This is a genomic window from Williamsia sp. D3 (assembly GCF_000506245.1).
Lineage (GTDB): Bacteria > Actinomycetota > Actinomycetes > Mycobacteriales > Mycobacteriaceae > Williamsia > Williamsia muralis.
In genome coordinates this window covers 186,342-205,081 of the sequence record NZ_AYTE01000026.1, presented here as the reverse complement: position 1 = coordinate 205,081, position 18,740 = coordinate 186,342, and the positions used below count along the sequence as shown (strand labels likewise).

Annotated in this window: 18 protein-coding genes and 1 riboswitch; all 18 genes read left to right on the top strand. The window is 66.9% G+C overall.

The genetic code is table 11. From position 1 onward, the window contains the following. Positions 1 to 375: 375 nt before the first annotated feature. The 18 genes from mihF to whiA all read left to right on the top strand — a co-directional run bounded on the left by mihF (position 376) and on the right by whiA (position 18,658). The gene (mihF, locus tag W823_RS46020; protein ID WP_023959453.1) at positions 376 to 693 is read left to right on the top strand and encodes an integration host factor, actinobacterial type; all 318 of its coding nucleotides are present in this window, start codon (positions 376 to 378) and stop codon (positions 691 to 693) included. A gap of 10 nt (positions 694 to 703) precedes the next feature. Next, positions 704 to 1,294, top strand: coding sequence for a guanylate kinase (gene gmk / locus W823_RS46015; protein WP_031332553.1), 591 nt, complete (start codon positions 704 to 706; stop codon positions 1,292 to 1,294). After that, entirely contained in the window at positions 1,287 to 1,604 is a 318-nt protein-coding gene (gene rpoZ / locus W823_RS46010; RefSeq protein ID WP_369792635.1) for a DNA-directed RNA polymerase subunit omega, read from the top strand. Before gmk ends, rpoZ begins: the two co-directional genes overlap by 8 nt. A gap of 32 nt (positions 1,605 to 1,636) precedes the next feature. After that, positions 1,637 to 2,914: a bifunctional phosphopantothenoylcysteine decarboxylase/phosphopantothenate--cysteine ligase CoaBC gene (coaBC, locus tag W823_RS46005; RefSeq protein WP_023959447.1), complete on the top strand. Its 1,278-nt coding sequence runs from the start codon at positions 1,637 to 1,639 to the stop codon at positions 2,912 to 2,914. Between the two features lie 85 nt (positions 2,915 to 2,999). Continuing rightward, entirely contained in the window at positions 3,000 to 4,208 is a 1,209-nt protein-coding gene (gene metK, locus W823_RS46000) for a methionine adenosyltransferase (RefSeq protein WP_023959445.1), read from the top strand. A 50-nt stretch (positions 4,209 to 4,258) separates the two neighbouring features. Then, a complete protein-coding gene (locus W823_RS45995; RefSeq protein ID WP_031332552.1) occupies positions 4,259 to 6,241 on the top strand; it encodes a primosomal protein N' in 1,983 nt (660 codons plus the stop codon). A 69-nt stretch (positions 6,242 to 6,310) separates the two neighbouring features. Beyond that, on the top strand, positions 6,311 to 7,246 hold the full coding sequence (fmt, locus tag W823_RS45990) for a methionyl-tRNA formyltransferase (RefSeq protein ID WP_023959441.1): 936 nt from the start codon (positions 6,311 to 6,313) through the stop codon (positions 7,244 to 7,246). Next, the gene (locus W823_RS45985) at positions 7,243 to 8,610 is read left to right on the top strand and encodes an RsmB/NOP family class I SAM-dependent RNA methyltransferase (RefSeq protein WP_023959439.1); all 1,368 of its coding nucleotides are present in this window, start codon (positions 7,243 to 7,245) and stop codon (positions 8,608 to 8,610) included. Before fmt ends, W823_RS45985 begins: the two co-directional genes overlap by 4 nt. A 91-nt stretch (positions 8,611 to 8,701) precedes the next feature. After that, positions 8,702 to 9,370: a ribulose-phosphate 3-epimerase gene (gene rpe, locus W823_RS45980; protein ID WP_023959437.1), complete on the top strand. Its 669-nt coding sequence runs from the start codon at positions 8,702 to 8,704 to the stop codon at positions 9,368 to 9,370. A 41-nt stretch (positions 9,371 to 9,411) separates the two neighbouring features. Then, a complete protein-coding gene (gene ribD / locus W823_RS45975; RefSeq protein ID WP_369792634.1) occupies positions 9,412 to 10,398 on the top strand; it encodes a bifunctional diaminohydroxyphosphoribosylaminopyrimidine deaminase/5-amino-6-(5-phosphoribosylamino)uracil reductase RibD in 987 nt (328 codons plus the stop codon). Between the two features lie 62 nt (positions 10,399 to 10,460). Then, positions 10,461 to 10,619, top strand: a riboswitch (FMN riboswitch). Positions 10,620 to 10,688: 69 nt separating this feature from the next. Beyond that, positions 10,689 to 11,291, top strand: coding sequence for a riboflavin synthase (locus W823_RS45970; RefSeq protein ID WP_023959433.1), 603 nt, complete (start codon positions 10,689 to 10,691; stop codon positions 11,289 to 11,291). Further along, positions 11,288 to 12,601 carry a bifunctional 3,4-dihydroxy-2-butanone-4-phosphate synthase/GTP cyclohydrolase II gene (locus tag W823_RS45965; RefSeq protein WP_023959431.1) on the top strand — a complete coding sequence of 438 codons (1,314 nt, stop codon included), beginning with the start codon at positions 11,288 to 11,290 and terminating at the stop codon, positions 12,599 to 12,601. Before W823_RS45970 ends, W823_RS45965 begins: the two co-directional genes overlap by 4 nt. Beyond that, the gene (gene ribH, locus W823_RS45960; protein WP_023959429.1) at positions 12,598 to 13,095 is read left to right on the top strand and encodes a 6,7-dimethyl-8-ribityllumazine synthase; all 498 of its coding nucleotides are present in this window, start codon (positions 12,598 to 12,600) and stop codon (positions 13,093 to 13,095) included. Before W823_RS45965 ends, ribH begins: the two co-directional genes overlap by 4 nt. 14 nt (positions 13,096 to 13,109) lie before the next feature. Continuing rightward, the gene (locus W823_RS45955) at positions 13,110 to 13,589 is read left to right on the top strand and encodes a PH domain-containing protein (RefSeq protein ID WP_235189572.1); all 480 of its coding nucleotides are present in this window, start codon (positions 13,110 to 13,112) and stop codon (positions 13,587 to 13,589) included. Between the two features lie 77 nt (positions 13,590 to 13,666). After that, on the top strand, positions 13,667 to 15,724 hold the full coding sequence (gene uvrC / locus W823_RS45950) for an excinuclease ABC subunit UvrC (protein ID WP_023959425.1): 2,058 nt from the start codon (positions 13,667 to 13,669) through the stop codon (positions 15,722 to 15,724). Continuing rightward, entirely contained in the window at positions 15,712 to 16,635 is a 924-nt protein-coding gene (rapZ, locus tag W823_RS45945) for an RNase adapter RapZ (protein ID WP_051406560.1), read from the top strand. Before uvrC ends, rapZ begins: the two co-directional genes overlap by 13 nt. Beyond that, positions 16,632 to 17,684 carry a uridine diphosphate-N-acetylglucosamine-binding protein YvcK gene (gene yvcK, locus W823_RS45940; RefSeq protein ID WP_023959421.1) on the top strand — a complete coding sequence of 351 codons (1,053 nt, stop codon included), beginning with the start codon at positions 16,632 to 16,634 and terminating at the stop codon, positions 17,682 to 17,684. The genes rapZ and yvcK overlap by 4 nt, the downstream gene beginning before the upstream one ends. Next, complete coding sequence (gene whiA / locus W823_RS45935) at positions 17,675 to 18,658, top strand: DNA-binding protein WhiA (RefSeq protein WP_023959419.1); 984 nt, start codon at positions 17,675 to 17,677, stop codon at positions 18,656 to 18,658. Before yvcK ends, whiA begins: the two co-directional genes overlap by 10 nt. Positions 18,659 to 18,740: the final 82 nt, after the last annotated feature.

The window sequence follows — 18,740 nt, the reverse complement described above, 5'->3', positions numbered from 1 at the left end:
CGGTCCTCCGACACGCGCGCACGGGCAAAAAACTTCGAAAAATCCCGGCGCGGAACACCCGTCACAGCAGCACCACGGATGTGACCTACGTCATGCAGCGCCACATTTCCGTTGATGGTCTCGAATTCCGTTGTCGGGCAACGGCATTCGCCGCATCAATCAGATACTAGGCAGATTTAACTGCTACTGATGGGCGAGCGCGGGGAAGCTCGTTCGAAAGGCTTACAACACCCGTTTTAGTGGGGAATGCCGGGGTGGGGGTCGCAAAAGGCGACGTGCGTGGGTACGGTCGCTTTCGCTGCCTCCCCACAGAGGCGGCCGCCCTGACGCCACCGGCGCGGGGCAGAGAATCACACAGACGAAATCGGAGGAACCGTGGCCCTTCCCCAGTTGACCGATGAGCAGCGCGCCGCTGCATTGGAGAAGGCAGCTGCCGCTCGCCGGGCCCGTGCCGAGCTCAAGGAACGCCTGAAGCGAGGCGGCACCGATCTCCAGCAGGTTCTCAAGGATGCCGAGAACGACGAGATCCTGGGCAAGATGAAGGTGTCGGCACTGCTCGAGGCGTTGCCCAAGGTGGGCAAGGTCAAGGCGCAGGAAATCATGACCGAGCTCGAGATCGCTCCTACCCGCCGTCTGCGCGGGCTGGGTGATCGCCAGAAGAAGGCGCTGCTGGCCAAGTTCGACTTTGCCTGATTGCTGCTCAGTGAGCCCAGAACAACGACAGAGGGGCCGGCTTCTCGTTTTGGCCGGCCCTTCTGCTGTCGGAAAGTCGAGCGTGGTCCGGCGGCTGCGCGAACTGCTGCCCGACCTAATGTTCAGCGTCTCTGCGACCACCCGCGCCCCGCGCGCCGGTGAGGTCGACGGACGCGACTACTTTTTTGTCACCCCGGGTGAGTTCGATCGGTTGATCGCCGACGGCGAACTGCTGGAGTGGGCCGAGATCCACGGGGGACTGCAACGTTCGGGCACACCCTCGCGGCCGGTGTTCGAAGCGATGGAGCAGGGTAGGCCCACGCTCGTCGAGGTCGATCTGGCCGGAGCCCGCAACATCAGGGCAGCGGTACCCGAGGCCGTGACAGTGTTCCTCGCGCCGCCGAGCTGGGACGAACTGGTGTCCCGGCTACGCGGCCGCGGGACCGAATCCGACGAGGTGATCGAGCGGCGACTGCAGACCGCGAGGGCCGAATTGGACAGTGCCGACGAGTTCGACCACGTCGTGGTGAACGACGAAGTCGACTCGGTGGCCAAGCACTTGGTATCCTTGCTGGTTGAATCCCATTTGAATAATTCGTAGGAGCAATGTGAGCAGCTTGACCACCCCAGACGAGTTCATCGGCGAGGTCGACGCAACCGCGTACGACACACCCCTGGGCATCACGAACCCGCCGATCGACGAGCTGCTGGAACGCGCTTCTTCGAAGTACGCGCTGGTCATCTACGCCGCCAAGCGTGCGCGTCAGATCAACGACTACTACAACCAGCTCGGTGACGGCATCCTCGAGTACGTCGGTCCCCTCGTCGAGCCGGGCCTCCAGGAGAAGCCTCTCTCCATCGCCATGCGCGAGATCCACGCGGACCTTCTCGAGCACACCGAAGGCGAATAGCTTCCCTTTACCCGGTCCGGAGGCGAGAGTTCGTGGGCGAGAACGTCGGTACGACGCGTAAGAACATCGTCATCGGGGTCGGTGGCGGCATAGCCGCGTACAAGGTCGGCTCGGTGGTGCGTCACTTCACCGAGGCCGGCCATCACGTGCGTGTCATCCCCACCGAATCGGCGTTGAAGTTCGTCGGTGCGGCAACATTCGAGGCGCTCAGCGGCAACCCCGTCAGCACCGAGGTGTTCGCCGATGTGCCGCGCGTGCCTCACGTCCGTCTCGGTCAGGAAGCGGACCTGGTGTTGATCGCGCCGGCGACCGCCGATCTGATGGCTCGCGCTGCGAGTGGGCGCGCCGACGATCTGTTGACGTCGACGTTGTTGACCGCGCGATGCCCGGTCCTGTTCGTCCCGGCGATGCACACCGAGATGTGGGAGCACCCGGCCACGCAGGCGAATGTGAGCACCCTCCGGGAGCACGGCGCCACCGTGATGACTCCCGCATCGGGCCGTTTGACCGGTGTCGACACCGGGGCCGGACGTTTGCCCGATCCGCAGGAGATATCGCTGCTGGGTGAGCTGCTGCTCGATCGCCCCGACGCCCTCCCGTACGACCTCGCCGGGGTCAAATTCCTGATCAGTGCCGGCGGCACGCGCGAACCCCTCGATCCCGTCCGCTACCTCGGTAATCGCAGCTCCGGGAAGCAGGGGTACGCCCTCGCCCGTGCCGCTGCCCAGCGGGGGGCTCAGGTGACCATGGTCGCCGGTGCCACCTCCAACCTGCCCGATCCCGCGGGAGTGGAGATCATCCGCATCGCCACCGCAGCGCAGCTGGCCGACGAGATTGGAAAGCGAGCCCCCGAGACCGACGTGGTGATCATGGCCGCGGCCGTCGCCGATTTTCGGCCCGTGCAGGTCTCCGACGCCAAGATCAAGAAGTCGGACAGCGGACCGGCCCCCATCGAATTGACCACCAATCCGGACATCCTCGCCGGTCTGGTCGCCGCTCGCCGCAGTGGCTCGGTCCCACGGTCGACGGCCATCGTCGGCTTCGCTGCCGAAACCGGCGACCTCCAGCACGGGGTTCTCGACCACGGCCGGGCAAAACTGGCCCGCAAAGGATGCGACCTCTTGGTCGTCAACGCGGTGGGCGAGGGCAAGGCATTCGGCATGGACCACAACACCGGTTGGATCCTGGCCGCAGGGGGCGAAGAAACTGCCCTGCCACTCGGGTCGAAAACACTCATGGCGACCCGAATACTTGACGCGATCAACGCTGTACGCACAGATGGTGTTGGCGCAGAAGGTCGATGTCCGTAGCTCGACCCACGTGTGTAATTTGAGGTCCGCGGGTAGTCGCGCACCGTACCGAACTCTTCAGGACCACCGCCTCCGAGAGGAAAACATGACCGATACCCGTTTGTTCACCAGCGAGTCCGTCACCGAGGGTCATCCCGACAAGATCTGTGACGCGATCAGCGACTCGATCCTCGACGCCCTGCTGACCGAGGATCCGCGTGCCCGGGTTGCGGTGGAGACTTTGGTCACCACCGGTCAGGTCCATGTGGCGGGTGAGGTGAACACGACGGCGTACGCCGACATCCCCAAAATCGTGCGCGAGAAGGTCCTGGAGATCGGCTACGACTCGTCGGCCAAGGGATTCGATGGCAACTCCTGCGGTGTCAACGTCGCCATCGGCGCGCAGTCCCCGGAGATCGCCCAGGGTGTCGACAACGCGTACGAGTCGCGCGTGGAAGGCATCACCGAGGACGAGATCGCTCGCCAGGGTGCCGGCGACCAGGGCCTGATGTTCGGATACGCGACCAATGAGACCCCTGAGTTCATGCCGGTTCCGATCGCGCTTGCTCACCGTCTCGCCCGTCGCCTCACCGAGGTACGTAAAGAAGGTGTGCTGCCGTACCTGCGGCCGGACGGTAAGACCCAGGTCACCATCGAATACAACGGTGACAAGCCGGTCCGCCTCGACACCGTGGTGGTCTCCACGCAGCACGCCGCCGACATCGACCTCGAGAACCTCCTCACCCCCGACATCCGCAGCAAGGTCTTGGATTCGGTGTTCGCCGATCTCGATCTGCCGTTCCTCAACACCGATGATGTCCGCCTGCTGGTCAACCCGACCGGCAAGTTCGTCCTCGGCGGGCCCATGGGCGACGCCGGACTCACCGGGCGCAAGATCATCGTCGACACCTACGGCGGCATGGCCCGTCACGGCGGCGGCGCCTTCTCGGGCAAGGACCCGTCGAAGGTCGACCGCAGTGCTGCATACGCCATGCGCTGGGTCGCCAAGAACGCAATCGCGGCAGGTCTGGCCGGTCGCATCGAGGTTCAGGTCGCCTACGCCATCGGCAAGGCTGCCCCCGTGGGCTTGTTCGTCGAGACCTTCGGCACAGAGACCGTCGACCCTGCCAAGATCCAGTCGGCCATCTCCGAGGTCTTCGACCTGCGTCCGGGCGCGATCATCCGCGACCTCGACCTGCTTCGGCCGATCTACGCCCCGACGGCCGCCTACGGACATTTCGGTCGCACCGACATCGATCTGCCGTGGGAGCACACCGACCGGGCAGACAAGCTGAAGGCTGCTGCCGGCGCGTGAAACCAGAGCGGCAGCTCGCACCTGAACTGCCGGTCGCGCGTGTTCTGCCGATGCTCGGGCTGGCCCATCTGGACCGGCCGTTCGATTACCAGGTACAAGATGCCCAGCACCTGGACGCCCAGCCGGGTGTCCGGGTGCGGGTGCGTTTTTCCGGCCGTCTGGTCGACGGGTACATACTCGACCGCATCGAGGCCAGCGACCATCCCGGCAAGCTCGGGTGGCTCGAGAGGGTGGTCTCGCCGGAACCGGTCCTGACCCCGGAGTTGGCCACGCTGGCGCGGGCGGTCGCCGATCGGTACGCGGGCACCATGACAGATGTCCTGCGGCTGGCCATCCCGCCCCGCCATGCGCGCACCGAGCAGACCGTGGGTGCCCCGCCAGGCACCCCCAGGCCCCCGACCGTCGATGTAGACGGATGGAAACCATACGAGCATGCAGAGTCGTACCTTGCTGCTGTCGCTGACGGCAAAGCCGCGCGGGCGGCATGGCAGGCGGTGCCCGGGGAGGACTGGCCCCGGCGACTGGCCGAACTCGCGTGCCACACGGTGGTCGCCGGCCGCAGCGCCATCATCGTGGTGCCCGACCAGCGCGATCTGGTACGGCTCGAAGCAGCGTGCGAGCCGATCTTGGGTGACCGGGTGGTGTCCTTGTCCGCGGGGTTGGGCCCTTCGGCGCGGTATCGGCGGTGGTTGCGAGCACTGCGCGGGCAGGCCTCGGTGGTGATCGGCACCCGGAGCGCAGTGTTCACGCCGATTCCCGACCTCGGACTGATCTGTGTGTGGGACGACGGGGACGACAGCCTGTGCGATCCCCGTGCGCCGTACCCACATACCCGCGAAGTGGCGGTCCTGCGGTCGCACAGCGACAAATGCGCACTGGTCCTCGGTGGTGTCGCTCGTACGGCCGAGACCCAAGCCCTCGTCGATGCCGGCTGGGCTCACGACCTCACCGCGTCACGTTCGGTGGTCCGTGAACGATCCCCTCGCATCTCGGCGCTCTCCGACGAGGACAACCGGGTGGCCCGTGATCCGCTTGCTCGCTCGGCCCGAATCCCGGCCGTCGCGTTCGATGCAGCCCGCGCCGCCGTGGCCGCAGACGCCCCCGTGCTCTTCAGCGTGCCCAGGCGGGGTTATCTACCGTCGCTGGCCTGTGAACGGTGCCGTTCGCACGTACGTTGCCGTCGGTGCCACGGACCGATGCAGGCAGACGGCCCGGTGCCGACCGATGGTGCCGGGCCCGACAGCAACTCGGTGGGTTTGTTGAGCTGCCGGTGGTGTGGTCATCCCGACGCCGACTTCCGCTGCACCGAATGCGGTTTCACCAAGGTGAGGGCGCTGACGACGGGGGCTCGCCGGACGGCCGAGGAGCTGGGCCGCGCATTCCCGGGGGTTCCCGTCCTGACCTCGGGCGGCGACAAGATCGTCGACAGCATCGGCAGCGGTCCCCGTGTTGTGGTCAGTACCCCGGGCGCCGAGCCCGTTGCCGAAGACGGTTACGGCGCCGCCATCCTGCTGGACACGTGGGCGCAGCTCGATCGCACCGAACTGCGAGCCGGCGAAGAGGCGGTTCGCCGCTGGCTGTCCGCCGCCATGCTCGTACGTCCCCACGGACGTGGGGGAGCAGTGGTGATCGTCGCCGACGCGGGTCTCGGCCCGGTGCAGTCGGTGATCCGTTGGGACCCCGTCGGCTTCGCCGAGAACGAGGTGGCGCAGCGGACCGAACTCGGGTTCCCGCCCGCGGTCACGATGGCCTCGATCGACGGCGCCGGTCCGGCCATCGTCGCCTTTGCCGAAACCGTCCACCTCCCGCCGGGTGGTGAGGTGCTGGGTCCGGTGGAACTACCCGCCGGCGTGCGGTTGCCGTCTGGCCTCAATCGCGAAGAGATCTCCGACCCGCAGCGAATACTGCTGCGGTGTAAGAGATCTCAAGGTCGGGAACTGGCTGCGGCGCTCCATGCAGCGCAGGTCGGCCGGAATGCACAACACGATTCACAGCCGATCAGGGTGCAGATGGATCCGCCCACCATCGGCTGAGGCTTCTGGGTGGCTAGGCTGTTAATCGGCCGCGAACACGCGGACAGAACTCGGAGATTGGGGTACTACATGCGGGTGGTGTTCGCAGGCACGCCCGAACCCGCGGTTGCGTCTCTCGAGGCGTTGATCGAGTCGCCCCGCCATGAGGTCGTGGGCGTGATCAGTCGGCCCGACGCAGCAGCGGGCCGGGGACGGAAGATCACGCGGTCACCGGTGGCTGCCCTCGCCGACGAGCACGCCATCCCCGTGATCACTCCGAGAAGGCTCAAAGATCCCGACGCTGTCGAGCAATTACGAGAGTGGGCGCCCGAGTGCGCCCCGGTGGTGGCCTACGGCGGACTGGTACCGCCGGAGCTGCTGGATCTTCCCACCCACGGCTGGGTCAATCTGCATTTCTCGTTGTTGCCGTCATGGCGCGGCGCTGCACCGGTGCAGGCGGCGATCGCTGCGGGTGACGAGATGACCGGCGCCAGTACCTTCCGGCTCGAAGCAGGTCTCGACACCGGCCCGGTCTTCGGCGTGGTGACCGAACGGATCCGCGACACCGATACCGCCGGCGACCTGCTGGGCCGGCTGTCCGAGACAGGGGCGCACCTGCTGGTGACCACCCTCGACGGCATCGAGGACGGCTACCTGGAAGCCAAACCGCAACCGGCCGACGGCATCAGCACGGCTCCGAAGATCACCATCGACGACGCACGCATTCGCTGGGACCTACCGGCGCACCTGATCGATCGGCACATCCGGGCGATGACACCCCACCCGGGTGCCTGGACCACGCTGGATGATCTGCGGGTCAAGGTGTTACGTGCGTCGATGGTCACCGACCCGGTCGATGTGACGCCGGCTCCGGGCGAGCTGGCCGTGGCGAAGAAGGCCCTGTACGTCGGTACCAAGACGGTGCCGATTCGACTCGATTCAGTTCAGCCGCAAGGCAAAAAAGCAATGGCCGGTCCCGACTGGGCGCGCGGGGCCAGGCTCACCGATGGACAGGCACTCACATGAACCGCCCCGTTGACGATCAGGAACCCACCCCGATAGATCCGGCCCGGCAGGCTGCCGTGGAGGTGCTGGCCGCTGTGCGTGAGCGCGACGCCTACGCCAACCTGGTACTGCCGAAGATGTTGCGGGACCGCAAGATCACCGGCCGCGACGCTGCCCTGGCCACCGAACTGACCTACGGCACCAGCCGTGCGGTGGGGTTGCTCGACCAGATCATCTCCGACGTCGCGAAAAGGCCCGTCGAGGAGATCGACGGGGCGGTCCTCGATGTGCTGCGGTTGGGTGCATACCAACTGTTGCGGACGCGGATCGGCGCGCATGCCGCCGTCTCGACGTCGGTGGACCTCGTCCGGTCCCGCGCCGGTCACGGACCTGTAGGTTTCGCAAACGCAGTGTTGCGCAAGATCTCTCAGCGCACCGAAGAGTTGTGGGTGGACGCGCTCGCACCGTCGATCAGTGAAGACCTAGTCGGTCATCTGGCATTTCAGTACGCTCATCCGCGCTGGATCGCCGAGGTGTTCGACAACGCGCTCGGTGGTTCGGCGGGTGCTCTGCAGGCTGCACTGGCTGCGGACGACGAACGCCCGTCGACCCATCTGGTCGCCCGGCCGGGCATGATCACCGCCGACGAACTCGCCGCCGCCACCGGAGGTGACGTGGGCCGCTACTCGCCCTACTGCGTGTACCTCGACAGCGGCGATCCCGGCGACATCGAACCGGTCCGTGAAGGTCTGGCCGGCGTCCAGGACGAAGGCAGTCAACTGGTGGCCCGCGCACTGGCGATCGCTCCACTCGACGGCGACGACGCCGGTCGATGGCTCGACCTGTGCGCCGGTCCTGGTGGCAAGGCGGCCCTGCTCGGCGCTCTAGCCGACATTGACGGTGCGCGGGTCACCGCGGTCGAGAAAGCCCCGCACCGCGCCGAATTGATCCGTAAGGCGACGCGGGAGCTTCCCGTCGACGTGATCGTCGGCGACGGGCGTGACCCAGGCCTGGAGCCCGGGTTCGACCGTGTCCTGGTGGACGCCCCGTGTACCGGCCTCGGTGCCCTCCGGCGCCGGCCAGAGGCCCGGTGGCGACGCAACCCAGGTGACGTTCCCGATCTCGTCGCGCTGCAGAAGCAGTTGCTCGCGTCGGCGGTGGACCAGCTCCGGGTGGGTGGCGTGGTGGTCTACTCCACGTGCTCACCACACCCGGCCGAAACCCGCGAGGTGGCGGATTGGGCGATCGCCGAGTTGCCGGTGACCGCACTGGACACCCGTGACCTGGTACCCGTGGACGATCTGACCGGAGGGCCGTATGTGCAGCTCTGGCCTCACCTGCACGGCACCGACGCCATGTTCTTCGCGGCGCTCCGCAAGAACTGATCGGCGGCGGGATACGACACGCCAAAACGCGTGTGCAGCAGTCCGGACCGGTCCGTTGGGTTGGGTTTAGGCCCGACATTAGGATGACTGCATGTCGAATCAGCCGATGATCGCGCCGTCCATCCTGTCCGCCGACTTCGCCAGGCTCGGAGCCGAAGCAGATGCGGTCACCGGTGCCGATTGGCTACACGTCGATGTGATGGACGGTCACTTCGTCCCGAACCTCACTCTCGGCCTACCGGTGGTGCAAAGCCTGCTCAAGAGCACGGATATCCCGATCGACTGCCACCTGATGATCGAGGACCCGAAGCGGTGGGCCCCGGGTTATGCCGAGGCGGGGGCACACAACGTCACGTTTCACGCGGAGGCCACCGACGATCCCGTGGCCGTGGGGCGCGACATCCGGGCCGCCGGCGCGAAGGCGGGTCTGAGTATCAAACCCGGCACGTCCCTCGACCCGTACCTCGAGATCCTCAGAGAGTTCGACACGTTGCTGGTGATGAGTGTGGAACCCGGTTTCGGCGGGCAGTCGTTCATCCCTGACGTGCTCGACAAGGTCCGGCGCATCCGCAAGCTCGTCGATTCCGGTGAATTGCGTGTACTCGTCGAGATCGACGGGGGCATCAACGCGGACACCATCGAACAAGCGGCCGCGGCCGGTGTCGATTGTTTTGTTGCGGGGTCGGCGGTCTACGGGGCCGATGACCCCGCGCAAGCCGTCGAATCGCTTCGCGCACAGGCGCTCAGCGCTCGACAGTGACGAGTGCCGCGACTCCTGTGACCGGACCTGTCTCGGCGGCGATGCACCGCGCGATGAGCGAATCGATCGGTGCGCGCGGACTGAGCACTCCGAATCCGCCGGTCGGCGCGGTGATCCTGGACGCCGACGGAAACGTCGCCGGGGTCGGACACACCAGGGAGGCCGGGGGCCCGCACGCCGAGGTGGTCGCGCTCGGGCAGGCAGGAGGCAGAGCTGCGGGTGGGACCGCAGTGGTGACTCTTGAGCCGTGCAACCACACCGGGCGAACCGGGCCGTGTTCTGAGGCACTGATCGCCGCCGGGATCAGAGTTGTCCATTACGCGGTCGCCGACCCCAATCCCGTTGCCACGGGAGGACATCAGCGACTCGAGGCTGCGGGACTCGAGGTACACGGCGGCGTGTGCGCCGACACGGTTGCCGCCGGCCCACTTCGCGAATGGTTGTTCCGTCAGGAGCACGGCCGTCCGATGGTGACCGCCAAGTTCGCCGCATCCGTCGACGGACGGGTCGCTGCCCCCGACGGCTCGAGCCAGTGGATCACGGGTCCGGCCGCACGTGAGCGTGTGCACGACGAACGTGCGCAGATCGACGCGATCGTCGTCGGCACGGGCACCGTACTGGCCGACGACCCGAGCCTCACCGCGAGGTACCCCGACGGCTCACTCCGGGAACACCAGCCACTGCGAGTTGTCGTCGGATCGTCGGCCATCCCGCCGGAGGCCAAGGTGTTCGACGGTCGAGCGCGCACCATCCGCATTCGTGAGCACGAACCGGCAGCCGTGGTGGAGGCCCTGGCCGAGCTGAGCAATGTGCAGATCGAGGGCGGATCACGATTGCTCGGTGCGTTCTTCGCGGCGGGTCTGGTCGACCGGGTGCAGGCGTATGTCGCCCCGCTGGTGATCGGCGGGGGACTCGCGGCGATCACGGACGACACGGTCACCACCTTGCAGCAGGCGAGGCGATTTTCGACCGATCGTGTGGAGACACTCGGTGACGACGTTCTGCTCACCCTGACCGCAACCCGCTGACCGGCCATTTCACGGCCTTCTCGCTGGTCAGCGGGATCGATGGATGTGCTAACTTTGTAAGTGGAAGTTCTCGGGGCGGGGTGCAATTCCCCACCGGCGGTAATCGTGGGCGACAGTTCGTCCGCGGAGCCCGCGAGCGCCCGCATCACCCGATGCGGGGTCAGCAGATTCCGGTGAGATTCCGGAGCCGACGGTGATAGTCCGGATGAAAGAGAACACCACGGCCGGTCCGACGGATCGGCGCGTGCGACGCCGCCCTGAGATCGCAGCAGCGATGTGAGGAGTTGGCGATGTTCACCGGAATCGTCGAAGAACGCGGCAGTATCGTCGCGCGTGAGGACCTGTCCGACGCGGCGCGGTTCACCGTCCGTGGGCCGCTGGTCACCAGCGATGCCGGTCACGGTGACTCGATCGCCGTCAACGGCGTCTGCCTGACCGTGGTGGAACTGCGGCCCGGCGGTGAGTTCACCGTCGACGTGATGGCCGAGACCCTCACCCGCAGCTCACTGGCCACCGTCAGTCCCGGCAGCCCGGTCAACCTCGAGCGTGCGATGCCCGCCGGTGGCCGTTTCGGCGGACACATCGTGCAGGGGCATGTCGACGGTGTCGGCACCGTCCAGACCGTGAACCAGGCGGAGAACTGGACCGTCGTGCGGATCGGTACCACGACAGCGGTTGCGCGCTACATCGTCGAGAAGGGCTCGATCACCGTCGACGGTGTGTCACTGACCGTTTCGGCCATCGGACCCGATTGGTTCGAGATCTCGCTCATCCCAACCACTCTCGATCTGACGACGCTGGGTGCGGCCGTCCCGGGCGTGGTCGTTAACCTGGAGGTCGACGTGATCGCCAAATACGTCGAACGGCTAGCCGCGATCGGAGTACAGCGATGAACAGTCCAACGGACGAGGTCGACGGCCTGCGCCAGACCACCAGGTTCGACACGGTGGAGCGGGCCATCGCCGACATCGCTGCCGGAAAAGCCGTTGTCGTCGTGGACGACGAGGACCGGGAGAACGAGGGCGACCTGATCTTCGCGGCCGAGAAGGCCACCCCTGAACTCGTGGCCTTCATGGTCCGCTACACCTCGGGATACCTGTGTGTGCCACTCGACGGTGCCGACTGTGACCGCCTCGGGCTTCCGCCGATGTACTCGATGAACCAGGACAAGCACGGCACCGCCTACACCGTGACGGTTGATGCCCGCGAGGGAATCGGAACAGGCATCAGCGCATCGGATCGCGCCGCCACCATGCGCCTGCTGGCCGACCCGGCGAGCACGGCGGGGGACTTCACCAGGCCCGGCCACGTCGTTCCACTGCGCGCCAAGGAGGGCGGTGTACTTCGCCGCCCCGGCCACACCGAGGCCGCGGTCGATCTGGCTCGGATGGCCGATCTGTCGCCTGCCGGGGTCATCTGCGAGATCGTCAGCCAGAAGGACGAGGGCGCGATGGCCCAGACCCCGGAACTGCGGGTGTTCGCCGACGAACACGACCTCGCGCTGATCTCCATCGCCGACCTGATCGCCTGGCGACGTCGCCATGAGAAGCATGTGGTGCGGGTGGCCGATGCCAGGATCCCGACGGCGCACGGCACGTTCCGGGCTGTCGGTTACACCAGCATCTACGACGATGTCGAACACGTCGCGCTGGTATTGGGCGACATCGCCGGCGCAGACGGCGAGGGCAACGACGTGCTGGTTCGCGTCCACTCCGAGTGTCTGACCGGCGATGTCTTCGGGTCGCTGCGTTGTGATTGTGGTCCCCAGCTCGACGCCGCCCTGGAGATGGTGGCCGACGAAGGCCGCGGGATCGTCCTCTACATGCGGGGCCACGAGGGCCGCGGCATCGGCCTGCTGCACAAGCTGCAGGCCTATCAGCTGCAGGATGCCGGGTCGGACACGGTCGACGCCAACCTGGAGCTGGGTCTGCCTGCCGACTCCCGCGACTACGGTCTGGGGGCACAGATCCTCGTCGATCTGGGTGTGTCGTCGATGCGGTTGCTGACTAACAATCCGGCCAAGCGGGTGGGCCTCGACGGTTACGGCCTGCACGTCACCGAACGAGTGCCGATGCCCGTGCGTCCCAACGCCGAGAACCTGCGTTATCTGCGGACCAAGCGCGACCGGATGGGCCACGACCTGGTCGGACTCGAAGACGACCCGGGCCATCCCTTCAACGTGAGCGGAGGCAACCCCGCATGAGCGGCGCCGGAGAACCCGAACTCGAGCTCGGTGACGCGAGCAGTCTGCGACTGGCGATCGTTGCCTCGCAATGGCATTCGACCATTTGCGAATCGCTGCTGCGCGGCGCCACCACCGCCGCGGCCAAGGCCGGGATCGATGCGCCTACGGTGATCCGCGTGGCCGGTGCCATCGAACTGCCCGTCATCGTGCAGGCGCTGGCCCGGACCCATGACGCCGTCGTGGCCCTCGGAGTGGTGATCAAGGGCGAGACGCCTCACTTCGAATACGTCTGCGATGCGGTCACCGCAGGTCTGACCCGGGTGTCGCTCGACGAGTCGACCCCCGTCGGCAACGGGGTGCTGACCACGCTGGACGAACAGCAGGCGCTCGACCGTGCCGGACTTCCCGAGTCGAAAGAAGACAAGGGCGCCCAGGCTGCCACCGCGGCGATCGCGTCGGCGCTGACCTTGCGGACACTCGCCCGAGACGACAACCCGGCCGAGGTCCGATGAGGCTGCGTTCGACCGTGACCACGAACACCTCCGGCAGCCGGGACGAGGACCGATGGCAGCTGGTGTACAAACCACGGAAGTCGCCGCGCTATGCGATCGTCGCAGGGGCGGCCATCATCATCGTCTTCATCGTGATCGCAGCGCTGTTGCGCGTCTCGGACACCGGCGCGTACTTCCGCACCTCGGACCAGGTCGCCATGGCACTGATCGGGTGCCTGATCGGTGGGTCGCTCCTCACCCTCACCCGCGCCCGCATCAGGGTCGGGGCGGAGGGCGTCGCGGTCCGGAACCTGTTGCAGGAGCGCATTTTCGACTGGAGCATCGTGCGTGGGCTCAGGTATCCGGACAGCGCGAACTGGGCGCGCCTGGAACTCCCGGACGACGAACACGTCCCGGTACTGGCCATCCAGGCGAACGACGGCGAGAGGGCGATCGCGGCCATGAACGAGTTCCGCGCCCTGCGCGACCGATACACCCACGACCCTGAACGCTGACCTGAGCATCGCGAGTCCTCACCGGGGGCGGCGGCCGCGTGTGCGGCCTTGTCGGCGCGGGGTACTAGCCTGGAATCGTGCCTGACCCGTCTACGTACCGCCCGGCTCCGGGGAGCATTCCCACCGAGCCCGGTGTGTACAAATTCAGGGACATCCACCATCGGGTGATCTACGTGGGCAAGGCGAAAAGTCTTCGTTCGCGGCTGACCTCTTACTTCGCGGACCTGTCCTCGCTGCACCCCCGTACGCGCCAGATGGTGACCACGGCGGCATCCGTCGAGTGGACCGTGGTGTCCACCGAAGTCGAGGCCCTGCAACTCGAATACAACTGGATCAAAGAGTTCGATCCGCGTTTCAACGTCCGCTACCGCGACGACAAGAGCTACCCGATGCTCGCCGTCACGATGGCCGAGGAATACCCGCGGTTGTTCGTCTACCGCGGACCACGTCGCAAGGGGGTCCGCTACTTCGGGCCCTATTCGCATGCCTGGGCGATTCGCGAGACCCTCGATCTGCTCACCCGGGTGTTTCCCGCTCGCACGTGTTCCTCCGGAGTGTTCAAGCGGCACAAGCAGATCGACCGACCGTGTCTGCTGGGTTACATCGACAAGTGCGCGGCCCCGTGCATCGGGCGCGTCAGCGCAGAAGAACACCGGACCATCGTCGAGGACTTCTGCGACTTCCTCGCCGGGCGCACCGATCGCATGATCAACAACCTCCAGGGCCAGATGGAACGCGCATCGGCAGAGCTGGACTTCGAGCGCGCGGCCCGGCTGCGCGACGACATCGGGGCCCTGCGGCGGGCACTCGAACGGCAGGCCGTGGTACTCGGAGACGGCACCGACGCCGATCTCGTGGCCATGGACGGCGACCAGCTCGAGGTGTCGGTGCAGGTCTTCCATGTCCGCGGCGGCCGCGTCCGTGGTCAACGTGGGTGGATCGTGGAGAAGTCCGGCGACGACCAGATGGCCGAGCAGGTCGGGCAGTTCCTCACGCAGTTCTACGGCGAGCAAGTCGATCAAGCCGACTCGATCGACGTGGAGGATGGCCACGCGAAGGCCGACCCGGTACCCCGGGAGGTACTGGTCCAGACGCTGCCCCCGAACGTCGACGAAGTCCGCGAATGGCTCTCGAGCCTGCGGGGAAGCAACGTGGACCTGCGCATCCCTCAACGCGGTGACAAACGGGCGTTGATGGAGACCCTGGCGCGCAACGCCGCCGACGCCCTCAACCAGCACAAGCTCAAGCGTGCGGGCGACCTGACGACCCGGTCGGCCGCCCTCACCGAGATCCAGGACACCCTCGGCCTCGACACCGCGCCGCTGCGGATCGAATGTATCGACATCTCGCACGTGCAGGGCACGGACGTGGTTGCATCGTTGGTGGTGTTCGAAGACGGCCTGCCACGCAAGTCCGACTACCGGCACTACGCGATCCGTGAGGCCGCCGGGGACGGCCGGTCCGACGATGTCGCCTCGATCGCCGAGGTCACACGCCGCAGGTTCCTGCGCCACCGTGCCGATGTCGCGGCCGCAGCTCCGGTGACAACCGCGGCGATCGGTGGGGGCATAGCGGCTGACGGCGTCGCCGAGGTAGATCCGAACGGGGGAGACATGGCGCCGGAAGCGGCGATCGACCCGAAGACGGGGCGTCCGCGCAAGTTCGCCTACCCACCGAATCTCTTTGTCGTGGACGGCGGCGCGCCACAGGTGCATGCGGCGGCGGCGGTCCTGGACGAGTTGAACATCACCGATGTCGCGGTGATCGGTCTGGCCAAACGACTCGAAGAGGTGTGGGTGCCCGGCGACGATGATCCGGTCATCTTCCCCCGGACCAGCGAAGCGCTCTTCCTCCTGCAGCGGGTACGCGATGAGGCGCACCGGTTCGCGATCAGCTTCCATCGCAGCAAGCGCAGCAAACGGATGACCGCCTCGGCACTCGACGGCGTGCCCGGGTTGGGAGCAACCCGGCGTGCGGCTCTTGTCGCGCACTTCGGGTCGGTGGCCAATCTGCGGCAGGCCACCATCGAACAGATCTCCGAGGTACCCGGGATCGGCCAGACCACCGCTCGGGCGGTGCAAGAGGCACTTGTCGAACATAATCAGGGTAGTGAACAGACAGGATCCGCCAGGTGAGTGAATCGCAGGCCGGCACCACAACCGGCGCCCCAGGGCTGACCGAGGTGTTGCTGGTCACCGGACTGTCCGGTGCCGGCAGCAGCACCGTTGCGAACCTGCTCGAAGACGCCGGCTGGTACGTGGTGGACAACGTCCCGCACACGTTGATCAGGTCGATGGTGGACGTGGCGCGCCGCGACGACTCCGCCATCTCCCGGATGGCGATCGTGATGCGTATCCAGATCGACTCCTACGCCTCGGCCCTCGATGCCTTGCGCTCCGAACTGGCCCTGACCGGTGTCGATCCCAAGGTGGTGTTCATCGAGGCGTCGGACCAGGTGCTGGTGCAGCGGTTCGAGCAGGTACGTCGCCGACATCCGTTGCAGGGCAACGGCACTCTGATCTCGGCCATCGCGACCGAGCGGGCGATGCTGGCTGCGGTGAAGGAACGGGCGGATCTTGTCATCGACACCTCGAATCTGTCGGTGGCCAGGTTGCGGGTGATCATCGAGGGCGCATATGCGAACGCGTCGGTCGCTGACGTGAGCGTGGTGGTCGAATCGTTCGGGTTCAAGTACGGGCTGCCGATCGACGCGGACATGGTGGCCGACGTTCGTTTCCTGCCCAATCCACACTGGGTGCCGGAGCTCCGCGACCACAACGGTCTCGAGGAGCCGGTGCGTGACTACGTGCTGGGTCAGGAGGGCGCCGATGAGTTCCTGGAGAAATACGAGCAGATCTTGAGACTGGTCGGTGCGGGATACCGGCGCGAGGGCAAGAGGTACATGACGGTTGCCATCGGGTGCACCGGTGGAAAACACCGAAGCGTCGCGATGAGCGAGGCCATCGCCGCCCGATTGTCGTGCCCGGCCGATGGCGCGGCCGCTTTTGCGGTACGGGTGGCCCATCGGGATCTGGGTCGCGAATGACCGGCCGCGACCCCTCGATCGTCGCGCTGGGTGGGGGGCATGGTCTGTACGCCACCCTCACCGCCATGCGCCGGTTGAGCAACAACGTCACCGCCGTGGTGACGGTCGCGGACGACGGCGGATCGTCCGGACGTCTGCGGTCCGAACTCGGCGTCCTGCCGCCCGGTGACCTCCGGATGGCCATTGCCGCCTTGCTCGCTGCCACCGAACCAGAGAACCGGGATGTCTCCGGGGTCACCGGTGCACGGCCACCCGAGGAGTGGGCCGCGCTGTTGCAGCACCGTTTCGGCGGGCGCGGAGCCCTGGCAGGCCATCCGGTCGGAAATCTGCTGCTCGCCGGGCTCACCGAGGTCACCGGCGACGCGGTCAAGGCGCTGGAGATGATCACCACATTGTTCGGTGTGCAGGGCAGGGTGTTGCCGATGTCGGCCACCGCCCTCGACATCGAAGCCGATGTGTCCGGGCTCGAAGCCGACCCGCGGATCAGCCATTCGATCCGTGGTCAGGTCGCGGTCGCGACCACGCCGGGCAAGGTGCGCCGGGTCCGGTTGCTGCCGCACCAGCCGCCGGCGTGCCCGGAGGCTGTCGACGCCATCGACGGAGCCGACGTGGTGGTCCTCGGCCCGGGGTCCTGGTTCTCGAGCGTGATCCCGCATGTGTTGGTACCCGAGCAGCTCGCCGCCCTGAAACGGACGGCGGCGCGCAAGATCCTCATCGTCAACCTCGCCCCCGAACCCGGTGAGACAGCCGGTTTTTCGGTTGAACGGCACCTGCACGTCCTGCTCGCCCACGCCGACGATTTCCGGGTCGACCACGTGGTCGTCGACTCGGCGTCGGTGCCGTTCGGACGCGAACGCGAGCATGTGGAACGAGCTGCCGCGAAGTTCGGTGCCACCCTGCACGACGGCGAACTGGCAGTCCCTGGCACCCACACCCACGACCCCGCTCGCGTGGCGGCTCTCATCGCCGGCCTGTGCGATAGTGAAGCCGCCAGTTACAGATCGATAGTTCCAACAACCACAGAGGGAGACGGCGTCCGGTGGCGATGACATCCGCGGTCAAAGACGAACTGAGTCGTCTGGCGGTCACGCAGGTGAGCAGCCGCAAGGCCGAGGTCTCGGCTCTACTGCGTTTCGCGGGCGGACTCCACATCGTCGCGGGACGTGTGGTGGTGGAGGCCGAGGTCGACCTCGGCAACGTCGCGCGGCGGCTGCGCCAGGCGATCTTCGACCTCTACGGGTACAACTCCGAGTTCCACGTCCTCAGTGCCGGCGGCATCCGCAAGAGTGCCCGGTACATCGTCCGCGTCACCAAGGATGGCGAGGCATTGGCCCGTCAGACCGGCCTGCTGGACATGCGAGGCAGACCCGTGCGTGGCCTACCGGCCCAGGTGGTCGGCGGCACCATCGGTGATGCCGAAGCTGCCTGGCGTGGAGCATTTCTCGCGCACGGATCGCTCACCGAGCCCGGCCGTTCCTCGGCCCTGGAGGTCAGTTGCCCCGGGCCGGAGGCCGCGCTGGCCCTGGTGGGTGCAGCTCGGCGGCTCGGTGTCACCGCCAAGGCCCGTGAGGTCCGCGGCGCCGACCGCGTGGTGATCCGCGACGGCGAGGCCATCGGCGCGTTGCTGACCCGCATGGGAGCGCAGGACACCCGGCTCACCTGGGAAGAGCGTCGGATGCGTCGCGAGGTGCGTGCCACCGCCAACCGCCTGGCGAACTTCGACGACGCCAACCTGCGTCGATCGGCGCGTGCCGCTGTTGCGGCTGCGGCCCGGGTGGAGCGCGCGCTCGAGATCCTCGGCGACCAGGTGCCGGATCACCTGATCTCGGCGGGACAGCTCCGGATCACCCACCGGCAGGCATCGCTGGAGGAGTTGGGCCAGCTCGCCGATCCGCCGATGACGAAAGACGCTGTGGCGGGCCGTATCCGGCGTCTGCTGTCGATGGCCGACAAAAAGGCGCGGACCGAAGGCATCCCCGACACCGAGTCGGCGGTCACCGCCGACCTGCTCGACGACGACTGACGAGCGCGGCCGGACGCTTCGGCGTCCCACCACGCCCGGTGCCAGGACCGGGCGTGCCTGGCTGTTCGGGGCCGACTAGGCT